Origin of the sequence: Kitasatospora sp. NPDC057738, from assembly GCF_042798815.1 — a bacterium.
Classification (GTDB): Bacteria; Actinomycetota; Actinomycetes; order Streptomycetales; family Streptomycetaceae; genus Kitasatospora; species Kitasatospora lactacystinica.
In genome coordinates this window covers 32,519-52,226 of the sequence record NZ_JBHVJT010000032.1, presented here as the reverse complement: position 1 = coordinate 52,226, position 19,708 = coordinate 32,519, and the positions used below count along the sequence as shown (strand labels likewise).

Below are 19,708 nucleotides of genomic sequence, written 5' to 3'. Positions count from 1 at the left end.
GTGCGCCCCGGTGCGACCCGATGCGCCGCGGGTGGAGGAGCGTGATGTCCGTGGACGACAGAATCGCCGTCGTCGGGATGAGCTGCCGTTTCCCCTCGGCACCCGATGTCCGGTCCTACTGGTCCCTCCTGACCGTTGGCGCCAGTGCGATCTCCGCACCGCCCGACGATTCCCGGGCGCGGCTCCCGAACCGCCCCCGCTCCGGTGGATTCATCGAGAATCCGGCGGAGTTCGATGCCGACTTCTTCGGGATCTCGCCGAAGGAGGCGGCCGCGCTCGATCCGCAGCAGCGGCTGGCCCTCGAAGTGGCCTGGGAGAGCATCGAGGACGCCGGAATCCGGCCGTCCGCACTGAGCGGGCTCGACACCGGCGTCTACTTCGGGGCCATGCGCGACGACTACGCCGTGATCACACGGCGTCAGGGCGCGGGCGGCTACGGTCTGCACACCTTCGCGGGGCTCCAGCGCAGCATGATCGCCAACCGGGTGTCCTACGCGCTGCGGCTCGGCGGTCCGAGCATGACGGTGGACACCGGGCAGTCGTCGTCCCTGGTGGCCCTTCACCTGGCCTGCGAGTCCCTCCTGAACGGAGACTCCGAAGCCGCCCTGGCGGGCGGCGTCAGTCTGCTGCTCGATCAGGACGGGGCAGCGGGAGCCGGGCAGTTCGGCGCCCTCTCACCCGACGGCCGCTGCCGGCCGTTGGACAAGGATGCCAACGGCTTCGTGCCCGGCGAGGGCGCGGGGGTCGTCCTGCTCAAACCCCTGTCCGCGGCACTGGCGGACGGAGACCGGATCTACTGCGTCGTCCGGGGCAGCGGCGTCAACAACGACGGCGGCGGGCCGGGTCTGACGCACCCCAGCGTCGAGGCGCAGCAGGAGCTGCTGCGCCGGGTGAACGACCGCGCCGGGACCCTCGACTCGGTGCAGTTCGTGGAACTCCACGCCACCGGGACGCCGACCGGCGACGTGGTGGAGGCGAGGTCCGTGGGCGGCACGCTGGGCGCCGCCCACGACAGCGGACACCCGGTGGCGGTCGGCTCGGTCAAGGCCGCCATCGGTCACCTGGAGGCCGCGGCGGGGATCGCGGGCTTCATCAAGGCCGCTCTCTCGGTCTGGCACCGGGCGATCGTCCCGCAGCCGAACTACCGGGAGCCGTCCCGGCTCATCCGGCTGGGGGACCTGAACCTGCGGGTTCCGCTCGCCCTGGAGGACTGGTCGCCCCGGCGGGTGCCGCTGGTCGCCGCCGTCGACTCCTTCGGGCTCGGCGGCACCAACTGCCACGTGGTGGTGTCCGAGGCCCCGGGGACGGACGGAACGGAGCCGCGGGCGGACCGGGTGCGCTCGGAGCACGTCCATGTGCTGTCCGGGCGGACGCGGGAGGCCCTGCAGGCCCAGGCCCGCACGCTGCTCGGCCAGTTGACCTCGGCGGTCCGGGCCACCGAGGGCGTCGAGGCCACCGACGGCGTCAAGGGCGTCGAGGATCCGGCCCCGGCTGCTCCGGGCGCCCTGTGGGGCACGCCGCCGGAATCGCTCGACGTCGCGTACTCGCTGGCGACGACCCGGACCCACTTCGACTGGCGCGCGGCCGTCGTCGCCGATGGGCAGGACGCGCTGCGGGAGGGACTGTCCCACGTCGCCGCGGGGAGCCCCTCACCCCTCGTCCGCACCGGCGAGACGTGCGGTCGGCAGGGCGTCGCCTTCGTCTTCACGGGACAGGGCAGCCAGCGTCCCGCGATGGGCCGCGGACTGCACCGGCACCAGCCGGTGTTCGCGGCGGCCTTCGACGAGGTGGCCGCGGCGTTGGACGCTCACCTCCCCCGCCCGCTGGCGTCCGTGGTGTTCGCCGACCCGGGTGGCGACGAGGCGGCGCTGCTGGACGACACCGCCTACACCCAGCCGGCGCTCTTCGCGTTCGAGGTCGCGCTCCACCGGCTGCTGACCAGCTGGGGGATCCACCCGGACGTCCTGCTCGGCCACTCGATCGGGGAGCTGTCCGCGGCGTTCGTCGCGGGCGTGTTCTCCCTGCCGGACGCGGCGTTGCTGGTGGCGCAGCGCGGTCGGTTGATGAGCGCGCTCCCGGAGGGGGCGATGGCGGCGATCGAGGCCACCGAGGAGGAGATCGCCCCGCTGCTGGACGAGTGGAGCGGTCGGGTTTCGCTCGCCGCCGTGAACGGCCCCCGGGCCGTCGTCGTGTCGGGGGAGGCGAGCGGTGTGCGCGCGACGGCCGAGGCGTTCGGGCGCCGCGGAGCGCGCACCAGGATCCTCCGGGTGGCCAAGGGCTTCCACTCGCCCCAGGTCGACGAGGTGCTGGACGAGTTCGCGGAGGTCGTCGCGTCGATCCGGTTCCGGCCGCCGGAGGTGCCGGTGGTCTCCTCGCTGACCGGCGCCCCGGCGCGCGGGGAGGACCTGTGCACGGCCGGGTACTGGGTCGATCAACTGCGGGGAACCGTACGGTTCTGCGACGCCGTCCGCGCCGCCGCCCGGAGCGGGGCCGCCCACTTCCTGGAGCTCGGACCCGACGCCACCCTGACCACGATGGCGGGGCGCTGCCTGGAGGCGGAGGGAGCGGACCACCGCGGCACGATCGCGCTGCTCAGCGACACGGTCCCGGAACCGGCCGCGCTGTCGGGGGCGTTGGCGGACCTGTACGTCCACGGGGTCCCGGTCGACTGGTCCGCGGTCTTCGGGCGCCTGCCCGCACGGCGGATCGCGTTGCCGACGTACGCCTTCCAGCGCAGGGAGCACTGGCTGACGCCCGAGGGGGCCGCGGACGCCGCCGTTCCCGCGGAGACCGGCCGCCCGCCCGCCGCAGCACCGACCGCACCGACCGCACCGACCGAGCCTGCGGCCTCGCCCACGGACCCGACGCACCTGTCACCGGGCCTCGCCGCCCTCGCCGGCCCGGATCCCGAACGGGCCGTCCTGGACCTGCTCCTGAGCCGCACCGGCGCCCTGCTCGGCTACCCGGCCGGCGAACGGATCGATCCGCGCCGCTCGTTCGCGGACCTCGGGATGAACTCCCTCACCGCCGTGCAGCTTTCCGTGGAACTCGGTACGGCCGTCGGGCGGACGCTGCCGGACACCCTGACGTACGACCACCCGACCCCGCGCGCCGCGGCGACCGAGGTGGTCCGGCTGCTGGCCGCCGGGGACGGGCGGACCTCCCGGGCCGAGGATCCGTCCGCCGGTCTCCCGGAGCAGGGCCGTGATCCGGTGGCCGTCGTCGCGCTCGGCTGCCGGCTGCCCGGCGGCGTCGGGTCCCCGCAGGAGCTGTGGGGCCTGGTGCGCGAGGGCCGGGACGCCGTCGCGGACTTCCCCCGTGACCGGGGCTGGGACCTCGACGGGCTGTTCTCCGATGACCCCGACGCGTCCGGGAGGACGTACGTGCGCCAGGGCTGCTTCCTGTACGACGCCGCGCAGTTCGACGCCGGCCTGTTCGGCATCTCCCCGCGCGAGGCGCTGGCGATGGACCCCCAGCAGCGCCTGCTGCTGGAGACCGCCTGGGAGACGTTCGAGCGCGCCGGCATCCCCGCCGATTCGCTGCGGGGCAGCGACACCGGCGTGTTCATCGGTGCGACCGCCCAGGAGTACGGCCCGCGGATGCAGCAGGCGTCCGGCGAGGGCGCCGGCTACGCCCTGACCGGGACCACCACCAGCGTGGCCTCCGGTCGGCTGGCGTACGCCTTCGGTCTCCACGGGCCCGCGCTGACCGTCGACACCGCGTGCTCCTCCTCGCTCGCGGCCGTCCACCTGGCCTGCCGGTCGCTGCGCTCCGGCGAGTGCGGGCTGGCGCTGGCCGGTGGGGTGGCCGTGCTCTCCTCGCCGGGCATGTGGATCGAGTTCTCCCGCCAACGCGGGCTGGCGCCCGACGGCCGGTGCAAACCGTTCGCCGACGCGGCCGACGGCACGGCGTGGAGCGAGGGCGCGGCCCTGGTCCTGCTGGAACGGCTCTCCGACGCGCGCCGCCAGGGCCATCCGGTCCTGGGGGTCCTGCTCGGCAGCGCCGTCAACCAGGACGGTGCGAGCAGCGGTCTCAGTGCTCCCAGCGGGCCCGCGCAGGAGCGGGTCGTCCGGCGCGCGCTCGCGCAGGCGGGTGTGGGTCCCGCCTCCGTGGACGCGGTCGAGGCCCACGGCACCGGGACGACGCTCGGCGACCCGATCGAGGCCCAGGCGCTGGGCCGGGCCTACGGCGAGGGCCGGGACGCCGGCCGCCCCCTGCTGCTGGGCTCGCTCAAGTCGAACATCGGCCATGCGCAGGCCGCCGCCGGAGTCGCCGGTCTGGTGAAGATGGTGCTCGCGCTCCAGCACGAGGAGTTGCCCGCCAGCCTGCACATCGACGCGCCCTCGACCCGCGTCGACTGGGAGGCGGCGCGGGTGCGGCTGCTGACCGAGCGCGTCCGCTGGCCGCGGGGGCCGGTCCCCCGGCGGGCGGGCGTCTCCTCCTTCGGGATCAGCGGCACCAACGTCCACGTCGTCCTCGAAGAGGCTCCGGACGGCGTTCCGGCGGCACCCGACGACCGCTCCGACGACCACCGCCCCGACGGCCGCCCCGACAACGGCCCCGGCGACCGCCCTGGCGACCGCCCCGGCGCGAAGTGGGGCGCGTCCGCCCTCTCGTGGGCGCTCAGCGCCGCCGATCCGCGGGCGCTGCGCGCCCAGGCCGGGCGGCTGGCCGAGTTCCTGCGGGACGACCCGGGGGCGGACCCCCGGGACATCGGCTGGTCCCTGCTCACCACCCGGACCGCGCTCGACCACCGGGCGGCCGTGGTCGGCGACGACGTGCAGGCCCTGTCTGCGGCCCTGGACGCCCTGGCCCGCTCGGCCGACGCCGACGGCGCCGCCTCCCGGGAGGCCGTCGAGGCCGAGGCCCGGCCCGGTCACCGGACGGTCTTCGTCTTCCCCGGCCAGGGTTCGCAGTGGGCCGGCATGGCGCGCGGCCTGCTGGCCGCCTCGCCGGTGTTCCGCGCGCACGTCGACGCCTGCGACCGGGCCCTGTCCGCGCACTGCGACTGGTCGCTGCGGTCGGTGCTGGCACAGGAGCCGACGGCCCCGTCCCTGGAGCGCGACGACGTGGTGCAGCCCGCCCTGTTCACCGTCATGACCGGGCTCGCCGAGGTCTGGCGCGCGCACGGGGTGGCTCCGGACGCCGTGGTCGGGCACTCCCAGGGCGAGCTGGCCGCCGCCTGGGTGGCCGGTGCGCTGACCCTGGAGGACGCCGTCCTGGCCACCGTGACCCGGAGCCGGCTGGTCGGCACGCTGGCCACCGACGGGGCGATGGCCTCCCTGAGGCTGTCGGCCGCCGAGGTCGAGGAGCGGCTGCGGGACGGCTGTCCCGGCCTCGGCATCGCGGTGTACAACGGCCCCACGTCCACCGTGGTTTCCGGACCGCGCGACGAGCTGGAGCGCCTCCTCGCCCGGTGCGACGAGGAGGGCGTGCGCATCGCCCGGATCGCGGTCGACTACGCCTCGCACTGCGCCGACGTCGACGTCCTGCACGAGCCCCTGACCAGGGCCCTGGCCGCGATCGTCCCGCGGCCCGCGCGGATCCCGTTCTACTCGACCGTCACCGCGGACACGGACCCGGCCCGCCTGCTGGACGCCGCGTACTGGTTCACCAACCTGCGCAGCCCGGTCCGCTTCGAGTCCACCGTCCGGGCCCTGCTCGCCGCGGGGCACGACACCTTCGTCGAGATGAGTCCGCACCCCCTGCTGGCGGTCGGCGTCCAGGAGACCGCCGACAGCGCCGAGCCGCCGCCGGACGTCACCGTGCTCCCCTCGCTGCACCGGGACGCCGGGGAACCCGCCGACCTGCTGCTGGCCCTCGCACGGGCCTGGTGCCACGGCCTGCCGGTGGACTGGACGCCGGTGCTCGGCGGGGCCCGGCGGGTCGCGCTGCCCACCTACGCCTTCCAGCGGGAGCGCTACTGGCTGCCCGCCGTGCCGGAGGCCCCCGACGGCGCCCGGCCGGACGGGGACGGGGAGGAACGGTCGCTGTGGGAGGCCGTGGAGCGCCGGGACACCACCGCGGTGGCCGCCCTGCTGGGGCTGGCCGACGAGGCCCCGGTCCACGACGTCCTCCCGGCGCTCGCCGCCTGGCACGGCTCCCGGAACTCCCGGGCCCGCCTGGGCGATTCGTGCTTCACCGGCTCCTGGGTGCCGATGGCCGCCCAGCCCGCGTCGACCGCCCGGGGCGACTGGCTGCTGGTCACCCCGGGCCCGGACGCGGGGCCCTGGCCGCGGGCCCTGGCCACCGCCCTGGCCTCCGACGGCGCCGACGTCCGCACCGTGGTGCTGCCGCCGGGCACCGACCGCGCCGGGGCGGCCCGCCTGCTGGACGGCGGGGCGGACGCCCCGCGGCCGGGCACCGTCGTCTCGTTCCTCTCCCACCGGCCGCCCGAACAGTCGCGACCGAGCCGTCTGCTGGCCGACACCGCCGCCCTGCTCCAGGCCCTGGACGACCTGGGCGCGGAAGCCCCCGTGTGGTGCGCCACCCGCGAGGCCGTCCGCGTCGACGAGTGCGACCGCGTGGTCGACCCCGCCCAGGCGGCGCTCTGGGGGTTCGGCCGCGCCGCCGCCCAGGAGTATCCCGACCGCTGGGCCGGCCTGCTGGACCTCCCGCTCGGACCGGATCCGGAGAGCCTGCGCCGGGCCTGCGCCGTCCTGGCCGTGGCGGGCCCGGAGGACCAGGTCGCGGTCCGGTCCCGGGGCGGCTGCGTCTGGCGGCTGCGGCAGGCCGCACTCCCGCCGGGCCCCGGCTGGCAGCCCCGGGGAACGGTCCTCATCACCGGTGGGACGGGCTTCCTCGGCTCCCACGCGGCCCGGGCCCTGGCCGCCGCCGGCGCCCCGTACCTGCTGCTGCTCAGCCGGCACGGCGCGGACGCCGCGGGCGCGGGCGAGCTCACGGCCGAACTGACCGCCCTGGGAAGCCGGGTGAGCGTGACCGCCTGCGACGTCCGCGACCGGGACGCGCTCGCCGCCGTCCTCGACGCCGTCCCACCGGACGAGCCGTTGACGGGCGTCGTGCACACCTCGGGCGTGCTGTCGACCGCCATGATCGACCAACTGACGCAGGATCACCTGGAACAGGTGCTGGCCGTCAAGGCCCAGGGGGCGCAGCACCTGCACGACCTCACCGAAGGCCTCGACCTCGATGCCTTCGTCCTCTACTCCTCGGTCCTCGGCACCGTCGGCATGGGCGGCCACAGCGGGTACGGCGCGGCCAACGCGTACCTCGACGCGCTCGCCGAGGCCCGTCGGGCCCAGGGCCTGGCGGCCACCTCCATCGCCTGGGGCTACGCCCCCGGCGGCCTCGGTGCCGGACACGGCGACTGGATGACCGAGCGCGGGCTGCTCTCGCTCACCCCCGAGTCGACCGCCGCCGAGCTGACCGCCCTGGCCGCCGGACGCGAACCACGGATCACCCTGGCCCGCTTCGACTGGCCGGTGTTCCTGGCCGCCCGGGCGGCCGACCGTCCCAACCCGTTCCTGGACGACCTCGCACCCGTCCAGCGGGCCCGGCAGGAGCGGAGCGAGGACTCCGGCCGCGCCGCCGCGGGGCTGCCCGCCGACTATCCGCAGCTGCCGTCCGCCCGTCAGCGGCAGGTGCTGGCCGACCTCGTGCGCTCCACCACCGCGGCCGTCCTCGGCCACCGCACGCCCGACTCGATCGCCCCGAACCGGCCGTTCAAGGAGCTCGGCCTGGACTCCCTGGCCGCCGTCCAGCTGCGCAACCGCCTGGCCCGCTCGACCGGCCTGCGCCTGCCGACCGGCCTGGCGTTCAGCCATCCGACGCCCGCCGCCCTGGCCTCCCACCTGCACGCCCGGCTGGACGGCGGCGAGGCACCGGGGAAGGCCGCGGACCGGACGGCCCGGCAGGTCCCGGCGGCGGTCACCGAGCCCCGCTCCGCCGTCGAGCCGATCGCCGTCATCGGCATGGCCTGCCGGCTGCCCGGCGGGGTCGACACCCCGCAGGAGCTGTGGACGCTGCTGGAGGCCGGCACCGACGCCATCTCCTCGTTCCCCGACGACCGCGGCTGGGACCTCGCCGGACTGTACGACGCCGACCCCGCCGCGCACGGCAAGAGCTACGTCACCACGGGCGGGTTCCTCACCGGCGCGGCCGACTTCGACGCCGAGTTCTTCGGCGTTTCGCCCCGCGAGGCCCTCTCCATGGACCCCCAGCAGCGGCTGCTGCTCGAAACGTCCTGGGAGGCGCTGGAGCGGGCCGGGATCGATCCCTGGTCGCTGCGCGGAAGCTCCACCGGGGTGTTCGCCGGCGCCGTCTACCAGGACTACGGCTCCCGCTCGCACGAGGCGCCCAAGGAGATGCAGGGCTACCTCACCACCGGCAAACCGCTGAGCGTGATCTCGGGGCGGGTCGCCTACGTCCTCGGGCTCGAAGGGCCCGCCGTCTCGGTCGACACCGCCTGCTCCTCGTCCCTGGTGGCCGTGCACCTGGCCTGCCAGTCGCTGCTCCTGGGCGACAGCGCCCTGGCCCTGGCCGGCGGGGTCACCGTGATCGCCTCGCCCGGGCTGTTCATCGAGTTCTCCCGGCAGCGGGCGCTGTCCCCCGACGGTCGCTGCCGCTCCTTCGCGGCCGAGGCCGACGGCACCGGGTTCGCCGAGGGCGCGGGAACGGTCGTCCTGGAACGGCTCTCCGACGCCCGCCGCAACGGCCACCCGGTCCTGGCGGTGATCCGCGCGGGTGCCGTCAACCAGGACGGCGCCAGCAACGGCCTGACCGCGCCCAACGGGAAGTCCCAGGAGCGCGTCATCCGCCAGGCCCTGGAACGGGCCGGGCTGAGCAGCGGGGACGTCGACCTGATCGAGGCCCACGGCACCGGCACCACCCTGGGCGACCCGATCGAGGCCGAGGCCCTGCTGGCCACCTACGGTCGCGACCGCGCCGCCGACCGGCCGGCCCACCTCGGCTCCCTCAAGTCCAACGTCGGCCACACCCAGGCCGCCGCCGGCGTCGCCGGGCTGATCAAGAGCGTCCTGGCGCTGCAGCACGCCGTCCTGCCCAGGACCCTGCACGCCGCGACCCCGACCCCGCACGTCGACTGGGGCACCGGCGCCGTGCGGATCCTCTCCGAGAGCGTTCCCTGGCCGGACACCGGCCGACCGCGCCGCGCCGCCGTCTCGGCCTTCGGGGTGAGCGGCACCAACGCCCACCTGATCGTCGAACAGGCCCCGGCGGAACCGGAACCGGCCGCCGTCCCGACCGCCGCCCCGACCGTCCGGCCGCCCGTCCTGGCGCCACCCGTCTGGCTGGTCAGCGGGCACAGCGAAGCCGCCCTCAGGGCCCAGGCGGAGAAGCTGCGCCGCCACCTCGACGCCTTCCCGCCCTCCTCCGCCGAAGCCGTCGGCCACGCCCTGGCCACCGGCCGCGCCCGCCTGGCCCACCGGGCCGCGATCACCGCCCCCGACCTGGACGGCTGCCTGCGGGCGCTCGGCGCGCTCGCGAGCGGGGACACCGACCCGGACCTGGTCACCGGACGGGCCGCCGAGGGCCGGACGGTGTTCGTGTTCGCCGGCCAGGGCTCGCAGTGGCCCGGCATGGCGGCCCGGCTGATCGAGGAGAGCCCGGTCTTCGCCGACAGCATCACCCAGTGCGCCGACGCCCTGGCGCCGTACACCGACTGGTCGCTGCGGCACGCGCTCTCGCCGGGGGCCGGCGCCGAACTGCTGGACCGGGTGGACGTGGTCCAGCCCGCGCTCTTCGCCGTCCAGCTCTCCCTCGCCCGGCTCTGGCACGCCGCCGGGGTCAGGCCGAACGCCGTGGTCGGGCACTCCCAGGGCGAGATCGCCGCCGCCTGCTTCGCCGGTGTCCTCTCGCCGACCGACGCCGCCCGCGTGGTCGCCCTGCGCAGCAGCGCCCTGACCCGTCTGGAGGGCGACCACGGCCTGCTCGCCCTCCAACTCTCCCACGAGGAGGCGCTGCAGCGGCTGGAACCGTACCCCGGGCTCACCGTCGCCACGGTCAACAGCCCCCGGGCCGTGGTGGTCGCGGGCCCGGCGGACGAGCTGGAGGCCCTGCGGGAGGAGTGCGCCGCCGACCGGGTCAGGGCGCGCCGGATCCCGGTCAGCTACGCCGCCCACTCCCCCCAGGTCGACGAACTGCGCACCGAGCTGGTGGAGTTGCTGGCCCCGGTGGCCCCCGCCGCCGGGGAGCTGGACTTCTACTCCTCGGTCACCGGCGCCGCGGTGGACGCGGCCGAACTGGACGCCGCCTACTGGTACCGCAACCTCCGCGAACCGGTCCGGTTCGACCTGGCCGCCCGGGCCCTCCTCCAGGACGGCTACCGGTTCTTCGTCGAACCCAGCGCCCACCCGCTGCTGTCCAGCGCGGTGCTGGAGATCGCGGACGAGGCGGACCGGCCGGCCACGGCCCTGCCCACCCTGCACCGCGGCGAGGGCACGCTGCGCCACGTCACGGCGGCCGTCGCCCGAGCCCACGTCGAGGGGGTCGCCGTCGAGACCGCCGCGCTCAACCCGCACCACCCCGGGCAGCCGTCGGACCTGCCGACCTACGCCTTCCAGCGGCGGCGCTTCTGGGTCGACACCTCGGGCGGCGACACCCGGCAGGAACGCGCGGCCACCCTCGGCGCGGCCTCCACCGACCACCCGGTCCTGGACATCAGCCTGCCCGACCCCGAGAACGACGGCCTGGTCCTGACCGGCCGGGCCGGCCCGGGCACCCACCCCTGGCTGCGCGACCACGCCCTCCACGGCGCCCCGATCCTGCCCGGCACGGCCTTCGTCGACCTCGCCCTGCACGCGGGCCGGGAGTCCGGCTGCCCGCACCTGACCGAACTGACCCTCCTCGCCCCGCTCCACCTGGGCGAGGAGGACGGCACCCAGCTCCACCTCACCGTCGGCGGCCCGGACCCCACCGGCCGGCGGAGCGTCACCGTCCACTCCCGGCCGCACACCGCCGTCACCGGCGAACCCTGGACCCTGCACGCGCGAGGCGTCCTCGCCGCCTCCGCTTCGCCGCCCGACGCGCCGGCGCCCGAGTCCTGGCCCCCCGACCACAGCGTTCCGCTGGACGTGGACGAGTTCTACGCCGGCGTCGGCCTGCGCGGCTACGACTACGGCCCGGCCTTCCGGGCGCTGACCGGGATCTGGCGGCGCGGCCAGGACATCTTCACCGAGGCCCGGCTCCCCGACGCCCCGGCCGCCGAGGACCCCGCCTTCGCCCTGCACCCGGCCCTGCTCGACGCGGCCCTCCAGGGCCTGCTGGTCCGCCGCCCGGCCGGCGTCGAACTCCCCTTCCACTGGGGCGGTGTCCAGCTCCACCGGCCCGGCGCGCGAACACTGCGCACCCGCATCCGGCCGCTGGACGAGCGGAGCGTCACCGTCGACATCCGCGACGGGGACGGCAACCCGGTGCTGCGGATCGAACGCCTGGTCATGCGGCCGGCCGGCGCCCGGGCTCCGCGCCGACGTCTCGGCGGCGAGGGGCTGTACCGCCTCTCCTGGAAGCCCGTGGCCTCCGCCACCCCGTCCGGCCGGCAGCCGGGCGCGGTGTGGCTCGGCGCCGCTCCCGGGCCCCGGCCGGACGGCGGCTGGCCCCCGCCGCTCCACCCGGACCCGGCGGCCCTCGTGGCGGACCTCGGCTCCGCCCGGCCCGCCCCCGACCTGGTGCTGCACCCCCTGCCGACCGGCGACCCGGGGCCGGAGGGCCTCGCCCCCGCCGTCCACGCCGCCGTCCGGCGGACGCTGGAGCTGCTGCAGAGCTGGCTCGCCCAGGAGAGCCTGGCCACCGGCCGGCTGGTCGTGCTCACCCACCGGGCCGTCGCGACCGTCCCCGGTGAGACGCCCGACCCGGTCGCCGCCGCGGTCTGGGGCCTGGTCCGCTCCGCGCAGAACGAGGCTCCGGGGCAGTTCACCCTCTTCGACGTCGACGACTTCGGCCGCGTCGTCGACCCCGCGACCGGACAGCCCGACGCATCGGCGCTGGCCACGCTCCCGCTCGACACCGAGCCGCAACTCGCCCTGTGCGAAGGCGTGGTGTACGCACCCCGGCTCACCCGGGCCGCCGTCCCGCCGCCCACGCCACTGCCGTACGGCCCGGACGGCACCGTCCTGATCTCCGGCGGCACCGGCACCCTCGGCCGGCTGCTCGCCCGCCACCTGGTCGCCGAGCAGGGCGTGCGCCACCTGCTCCTGCTCAGCCGGGGCGGCGAGGCCGCCGCCGGCGCCGACACCCTGCGGGCCGAGCTCACCGACCTGGGCGCGGACTGCACCATCGCCGCGTGCGACACCGCCGACCGCGCGCAGCTGGACGCCGTCCTCGCCGCCCGTCTCGGCGACCAGCCCCTCACCGCCGTCGTACACGCCGCGGGCACCCTGAACGACAGCACCGTGGCCAAGCTGACGGACGAGCAGGTGACCGCGGTGCTGCGGCCCAAGGTCGATGGCGTGATCAACCTCCACCTGGCCACCCTGGCGCACGCCCCGGCCGCCTTCGTCCTGTTCTCCGGCGCGGCCGGGGTCTTCGGGACCCCCGGGCAGGCCCACTACGCGGCGGCCAACTCCTTCCTCGACGCGTTCGCCGAGTACCGGCGCGGCCTGCACCTGCCGGCCCTGTCCCTGCCGTGGGGCCTGTGGGCGGAGCGCAGCGCCATGACCGGCCACCTGGACGCCACCGCGCTGCGACGGCTGGAGCACCTGGGCATCGCCGAACTGCCCGCCGCCCACAACCTCGCGCTCCTCGACGAGGCACAGCGCCTCGACGAGGCCGTCCTGCTGCCCCTGCGGCTGAGCGGCGTGGCCCTGCACCACGACGGCGCCGCGTCACCGCTGTTGCGCGACCTCGTCCGGCCCCGGCAGCAGAGCACGCAGGCCGTCGAGGCCACCGAGGCCGATGAGCGGACCCTGCCCCGCCGGCTCGCCGACGCCGACCCGAAGGAGGCCGGGAGGCTCCTCACCGACCTGGTGCGCAGCGAGGTCGTCCAGGTCCTCGGCCATTCCTCGACGGACGACATCGACGCCGACGCGCCCTTCGCCGACCTGGGCTTCGACTCGCTCACCGCCGTCGAGCTGCGCAACCGGGTCAACCGGGCCACCGGGGCCGCGCTGCCGATCACGGCGGTCTTCGACCACCCCACGCCCGGGGCGCTCGCCGCCCGCCTCCTGGCGGACCTGCGGCCCGTCTCCGCCGCCGAGCCGGCGGAAGGGGCCACCGAACCGGAGCCGGCGACCCACTGGGCCGAGACCGCCGAGGACGCCGCGCTCTTCGCCGCCATCGACGGGATCCAGGAATGACTGCCACCGCCCCCCGCACCCTGCCGTTCAACGGCCTCGTCCGGGCCACTGCCGGCCGGGACGGAGCCCCGGGCCGCGACCCGTCCTTCGCGCAGATCCGCTGGGACCCCGCCCCGGCCGGCGCCGCCCCCTCCGCCTGGGCGGTGCTGTCCCCTACCGCCGGGCCCTCGGCGGCCGCCGAGGAGGTGCGCGCGGCCCACCCGGACGTCCCGCTGCTGACCCCCGGTCCGCGGGCCGGGCTGCCGACGGGGGTCCTGGTGGTACCGGCGGCTGGCGCGGCCGACCGGACGCTGGCCCTCGTCGAGGCCGCCCTCGCCCTGCCGCAGGAACGGGCGCCCCGCCTGGTCGTCCTCACCCGGGGCGCCGTCCTGGCCCGCGACACCGACCGGGTGACGGATCCGCGGCAGGGCGTCCTGCGGGAGCGCGTGCTGGCCTCGGCCGGCGCACGGCCCGGCCGGTTCGCGCTGGTCGACCTCGACGGGCACCCGGCCTCCCTCCGGGCCCTCACCGCGGCGCTCGGCTGCCCGCGCTCCCAGCTGGCGATCAGAGCCGGCGAGGTCCTCGCGCCGGAGTCCGTTCCGGCCGCGCTCCTGCCCCTCCCCCCGGGACACGTCCGGCTCGCGCTGCCCGGCCCACCGCCCTGGCGGCTGAGCCTGATCGGCAAGGGGACCCTGGACTGCCTCGCCCTCGACTCCTGCGAGGAGGTCGGCGCACCCCTCGTGGGCAGCCAGGTGCGGGTGGCGGTGCAGGCCGCCGGGATCAACTTCCGCGACGTCCTGGACGCGCTCGGCCTCTACCCCGGCGACCCGGGACCGCTGGGCGCCGAGGGGGCCGGCACGGTGCTCGACACCGGCCCGGACGTCACCCGGCTGAAGCCCGGCGACCGGGTGATGGGCCTGCTCACCGGTGCGTTCGGCCCCGTCGCCGTGACCGACGAGCCGCTGCTCGTCACGGTGCCCCCGGGCTGGCCGGCCGCCCGCGCCGCCGCCGTCCCGGTGGCCTTCGCCACCGCCTCCTACGGGCTGTTCGACCTCGGCCGGCTGACGGCCGGAGAACGCGTCCTGGTCCACTGCGCCTCCGGTGGCGTCGGCAGTGCCGCCGTCCGGCTCGCCCGCCACGCGGGCGCCGAGGTGTTCGGCACGGCGAGCCCGCCCAAGCACCCGGCCCTGCGGTGGCTGGGCCTGGACGACGACCACATCGCCTCCTCCCGGGACACCGGCTTCGAGCGGGAGTTCCTGGACGCCACCTCCGGCCGGGGCGTCGACGTCGTCCTCAACGCCCTCGCCCGCGAGGCGACCGACGCCTCCCTGCGTCTGCTGCGTCCGGGAGGCCGGTTCGTGGAGATGGGCAAGACCGACCCGCGCGACCCCGACGACATCGCCCGGGACCACCCCGGCGTCTCCTACCTGCCCTTCGACCTCCGGGAGGCGGCCGGACCGCCGCAACTCGCCGGAATCCTGCACGACCTGCGGGAGCTCTTCGCCACCGGAGTGCTCCACCCGCCCACCGTCCACGTCTTCGACGTCCAGGACGCCATCGCCGCCTTCCACCACATGAGCCGGGCGCGGCACACCGGCAAGCTGGTGCTGCGGATCCCGCCGCCCGAGGACGCGCGGGACGGCGTCCTGCTGGTCGGCCCGCTCGCCGACACCGTGCCGCTGGCCGACCACCTCGCCACCGGCCGGGGCTCCCGGCACATCTGGCTCCTCGCGCCCCACGACGAGGACGACGAGGGCCTCGCCCGGCTCCGGTCGCGGCTGGCCGGCCGGCCGGCCGAGCTCCATCCGGTGAACGCCGATCCCACCGACCCGGACGCCGTGCGGCAGGTCCTGGCCGACGCCTCGGCCGTGGCCCCGCTGACCGCCGTCGTGCACACCGCCGCCGACGACCGGACGGCGCCGGACGGCGGCGGACCGGACGGCGACGAACGGGCGAGTGGCGAACCGGCGGCTGGCGAACCGGCCGGCGCCGCCGCGATCCTGCACCGGTCGACCCTCGAACTCCCCCTGGAAACCTTCCTGTTGATCGCCACCTCGGGCCCGAACGGCCCGGCCCGCGTCCCGGACGACCCGGTACGGGGCCTCGCCGCGCTGGAATCGCTGGTCGATCACCGACACTCGCTGGGGCTCGCCGCCACGCTGGTGGTGCTGCCGTCGGCCCCCGAACCGCACCGCGCCGCCCTCCTCGCCCGCCTCTACGAGACGTCCCGCCACACGGACGCCCCCGTCCTGACCGCGGCCGAGGCCGCGCCGGACACCGGACCCGCCGAGGCCGCGCCGGACACCGGACCCGCCGAGGGCGGCTGAGCCCCTTGCCGTGCCGTCACCGCCCGTGCCGTCACCACCCGTACCGGCGGCGGGCCCGGGCTCCGGCCGGCCCGGCGCACCCCCGGCCCCTCCCCCCACCCACGCGAAAGGCAGGACCGAACCATGGCGGAACAGGAGGAGATCCGCACCTACCTCAAGCGCGCCGTCGCCGAGATCGACAGGCTCCGTGACCGCCTGAAGGCCGCCGAGGCGGGCTCCGGCGATCCGGTGGCCGTCATCGGGTGCGGGTGCCGGCTGCCCGGCGGGGTCGACTCGCCCGCCGGGCTGTGGCGGCTCGTCGACGAGGGCCGGGACGCCGTCGGCGCGTTCCCCGACGACCGGGGCTGGCCGCTGGACGAGCTGTACTCCCCGGACCCCGACCGCTCGGGCACCTCCACCACCACGCGCGGCGGGTTCCTCTCCCGCCCGCAGGACTTCGACGCCGGGTTCTTCGGCATCACCCCGCGCGAAGCCCTCGCGATGGACCCCCAGCAGCGCGTCCTGCTCGAAGTGGCCTGGGAGGCCCTCGAACGCTCCCGCATCGACCCCGCCGCACTGCGCGGCACCGACACCGGCGTCTACGCCGGGGTGTCCTGGCAGGACTACGGGGAGGCCTGGTGGGACGACAGCCGGGTCGAGGGCCACCTCGTCACCGGAAGCGCCACCAGCGTCGTCTCCGGCCGCATCGCCTACCTGCTCGGGCTGGAGGGCCCCACGCTCTCCGTCGACACCGCCTGCTCGTCCTCGCTGGTCGCGATCCACCTCGCCCGTCAGGCCCTGCGCGCGGGCGAGTGCGACCTGGCGCTCGCCGGCGGCGTCACGGTGATGGCGACACCGCGTCCCTTCATCGGGTTCTCCCGCCAGCGCGGCCTGGCCGCCGACGGCCGGTGCAAGGCGTTCGCCGACACCGCCGACGGCATGGGCATGGCCGAGGGCGCCGGCCTGCTGGTCCTGGAACGCCTCTCCGACGCCCGCCGCCACGACCACCCCGTACGCGCCGTGCTCCGGGGCAGCGCCGTCAACCAGGACGGCGCCAGCAACGGCCTCACCGCGCCCAGCGGTCCGGCCCAGCAGAAGGTCATCCGACGGGCCCTGGCGGACGCCGGGCTCACCCCCGCGGACGTCGACGTCCTGGAGGCGCACGGGACGGGCACCAGACTGGGCGACCCGATCGAGGCCCAGGCCGTACTCGCCACGTACGGCCGCGGCCGCCCGCCGGACCGGCCGCTGCTGCTCGGCTCGCTCAAGTCCAACATCGGCCACACCCAGGCCGCCGCCGGCGTCGCCTCCGTCATCAAGATGCTCCTCGCGATCCAGCACGGCACCGTCCCCCGCACCCTCCACGTCGACCGGCCGAGCAGCTACGTCGACTGGGACTCCGGCGCCGTCGAGCTCCTCACCGGCCCGCAACCGTGGCCCGACACCGGACGGCCCGCGCGCGCGGCGGTGTCCTCCTTCGGCATCAGCGGCACCAACGCCCACCTCGTCGTCGAAGCGGCTCCCCCCGCCGGGAGCCCGCCCGCCGAACCGCCCCACCGCGACGGTGCGGTCCCCTGGCTGATCTCCGCCAGGAACGCCGCCGCCCTCGAAGCCCAGGGCGCGGTCCTGGCGGCGTACACCGAGGCCCACCCGGGGCTGCACCCCGCCGACGCCGCCCACGACCTCGCCACGACCCGCGCCCGGCTGCGCCACCGGGCGGCCGTCGTCGCCGCCGACCGCACCCGGCTCCTCGACGCCCTGCGCGCGCTCGCCGAGGACCGCCCGCACCGGCACCTGGTGTCCGGCACGGCCGCCCGCAAACCCGGTGGCACGGTCTTCGTCTTCCCCGGCCAGGGCGCCCAGTCGTGGACCGCGGGACGGCAGTTGCTCCACGACTCGGCCGTCTTCCGCGAGGCGTTCGAGGCCTGCGACCGGGCCATGCGCCCGCACACCGGGCGCAGCCTGTCCGACCTGTTCGGCGACGCGGCCACCACGGCGGAGCTGGAGCGGCCGGAGCTCGTCCAGCCGCTGTTCTTCGCGACCTCGGTCGCCCTCGCGGCACTCTGGCGCCACCACGGCGTCGAACCGGATCTCGTCATCGGGCACTCCCAGGGGGAGATCGCCGCCGCCCACGTCGCCGGCGCCCTCACCCTCGACGACGCGGCCTCCCTGGTCGCCCTGCGCGACCGGGCCCTCGGCCGGATCGCGGGCACCGGGGGCATGGTGACCCTCCCGCTGTCCGCCGAGCGCGCCGCGGAACTGCTCTCGGCGCTGCACGCCGCGCTGTCCGTCGCCGCCGTCAACAGCCCCTCCTCCGTGGTGGTCGCGGGCCCCGACGACGCCCTGGAGCAGCTGCTCGACCACTGCCGGACGGAGCGGATCGCCGCGCACCGGCTGCCCATCCGCGTCGCCGCGCACACCGGGGCCGTCGAGGCCGTCCGCTCCGACCTGCTGGCCGCCACCGACCTCCGCCCCCGCAAGGGCCGCATCCCGCTGCACTCGACCGTCACCGGCGAGCTGATCGACCACCAGCTCCTGGACGCCGGCTACTGGTACGCCAACGTGCGGGAGCCGGTCCGGTTCGACGAGTGCGTCCGCTCGTTGCTGGCGGCGGGATACCGGCACTTCGTCGACCTCGGCCCGCAGCCCGTCCTGGTCCCGGCCATCACCGAGAACCACCAGGCGTACCGCGGCGGCGCGCCGTCGCCGGGCGAGGCGTCCCCGGGCGCGCCGTCGCCGGGCCAGGCGGCCACCGTCACCGTCACCGGAACGCTCGGCCTCGACGCCGACGAGCCCACCTCGTTCCTGCTTTCCCTCGCCGCCCTCTGGGTGGCCGGGGCCCCGGTCGACTGGACGCCCGCGCTCCCCGGCACGTCCGCGCTCCCGGCGGACCTCCCGACCTATCCGTTCCAGCGCCGCGGCTACTGGCTCGCTCCCGGGCCCGGGCCCGCACGCCCCTCCGCTCCCACCCCGCCGGACGGCGGCGCACCACCGTCCCCCGATCCCACCGGATGACGACCATGAACCAGGAATCCGCCACCGCTTCCCCCGCCTCCGCTCCCCCTCGGCTCGAACCGATGATCGCGCTGGTGAAGGAACACGCCGCCGCGATCTCGGACCTGCCGGTCGAGGAGATCGACGACGACCAGCTCTTCCAGGAGCTCGGCTTCGACTCACTGATGACCGTCCGACTGGTCAACGGCCTCGAAAAGGCGACCGGCCTCGAATTCGAACTCGGCGTGGTCGGCGAGAACCCCACCCCGGCCGACCTCGCCGCCTTCCTCTGCGCCTCGCTCGCCCGGCAGGACCAGGAGGCGCCGTCCACCGCCCCGCCCGCGGCCGACGGCATCGGCGACATCTTCCGCAGGACCGTCGAGGAGGGCAGAGCCGTCGAAGCACTCGACTTCCTGGCCGCCGCGGCCCGCCTGCGCCCCCGCTACAGCGGCGCCGAAGACGCCGGCCCGCCACCGCCCCCGGCCCGCCTCTCCCGCGGACCGGAGAGCAGGAAGATCATCTGCCTGGACTCGCTGGGGCCGTTCCTCGGCAACTTCACCTACAGCCGCTTCGCCAAGCGCTTCCTCGGCCTCCACGACGTCCACGCGCTGCGCTACCCCGGCTACGCCCGCCCCGACGCCGTCCCGGAGTCGCCCGCGGCCCTGGGCCGGGCCATGGCCCCCGCGGTGGAGCGCTGCGCCGACGGGGCCCCGTTCGTGCTCGTGGGGTACTGCTCCGGCGGCTGGGCCTCCCGGCTGGTGGCCGCCGAACTGGAGTCCCGCGGCGCGGGGCCGGAGGCCGTCCTGCTGATCGACACCCCCGTCCCCGAGGACCTGTCCGACGAGGTCTTCAACGGCGGCACGAAGTCCCTGCTGGAGTCCTGGCCCGACATCGTCTCGCTGGAGACCCCCGCGCTCACCGCCTTCGGCTGGCACTACAGCATGCTGCGGGGCCACCCGCTCCCCGGCACGGCCGCCCCCACCTACTCCATCCGCGCCACCGAACCGCTCCCGTACACCGACGGCGTCCGGCTGAACAACCACTGGCCCGACAGCGTCGAGAGCGCCGACCTGGCGGCCGACCACTACTCGGTCATGGTGGCCCACGCGGCCGAGGCCGCGGACATCGCCGCCCGCTGGATCTGACCACCGCCCACGA

The 19,708-nt window shown here is 76.3% G+C and carries 4 protein-coding genes; all 4 read left to right on the top strand.

The window, feature by feature from the left end; genetic code table 11:
- Window positions 1–50: 50 nt before the first annotated feature.
- The 4 genes from ACFVGO_RS19115 (at window position 51) to ACFVGO_RS19100 (ending at window position 19,695) form a co-directional block, all read left to right on the top strand.
- Complete coding sequence (locus ACFVGO_RS19115) at window positions 51–13,271, top strand: type I polyketide synthase (RefSeq protein WP_380633010.1); 13,221 nt, start codon at window positions 51–53, stop codon at window positions 13,269–13,271.
- Window positions 13,268–15,577: a zinc-binding dehydrogenase gene (locus tag ACFVGO_RS19110; RefSeq protein ID WP_380633008.1), complete on the top strand. Its 2,310-nt coding sequence runs from the start codon at window positions 13,268–13,270 to the stop codon at window positions 15,575–15,577. The genes ACFVGO_RS19115 and ACFVGO_RS19110 overlap by 4 nt, the downstream gene beginning before the upstream one ends.
- A 123-nt stretch (window positions 15,578–15,700) precedes the next feature.
- Window positions 15,701–18,571 (top strand): type I polyketide synthase, encoded by a 2,871-nt coding sequence (locus ACFVGO_RS19105; RefSeq protein ID WP_380633006.1) that lies wholly within the window; start codon window positions 15,701–15,703, stop codon window positions 18,569–18,571.
- 5 nt (window positions 18,572–18,576) lie between these two features.
- Entirely contained in the window at window positions 18,577–19,695 is a 1,119-nt protein-coding gene (locus tag ACFVGO_RS19100; RefSeq protein ID WP_380633004.1) for a phosphopantetheine-binding protein, read from the top strand.
- Window positions 19,696–19,708 lie beyond the last annotated feature (13 nt).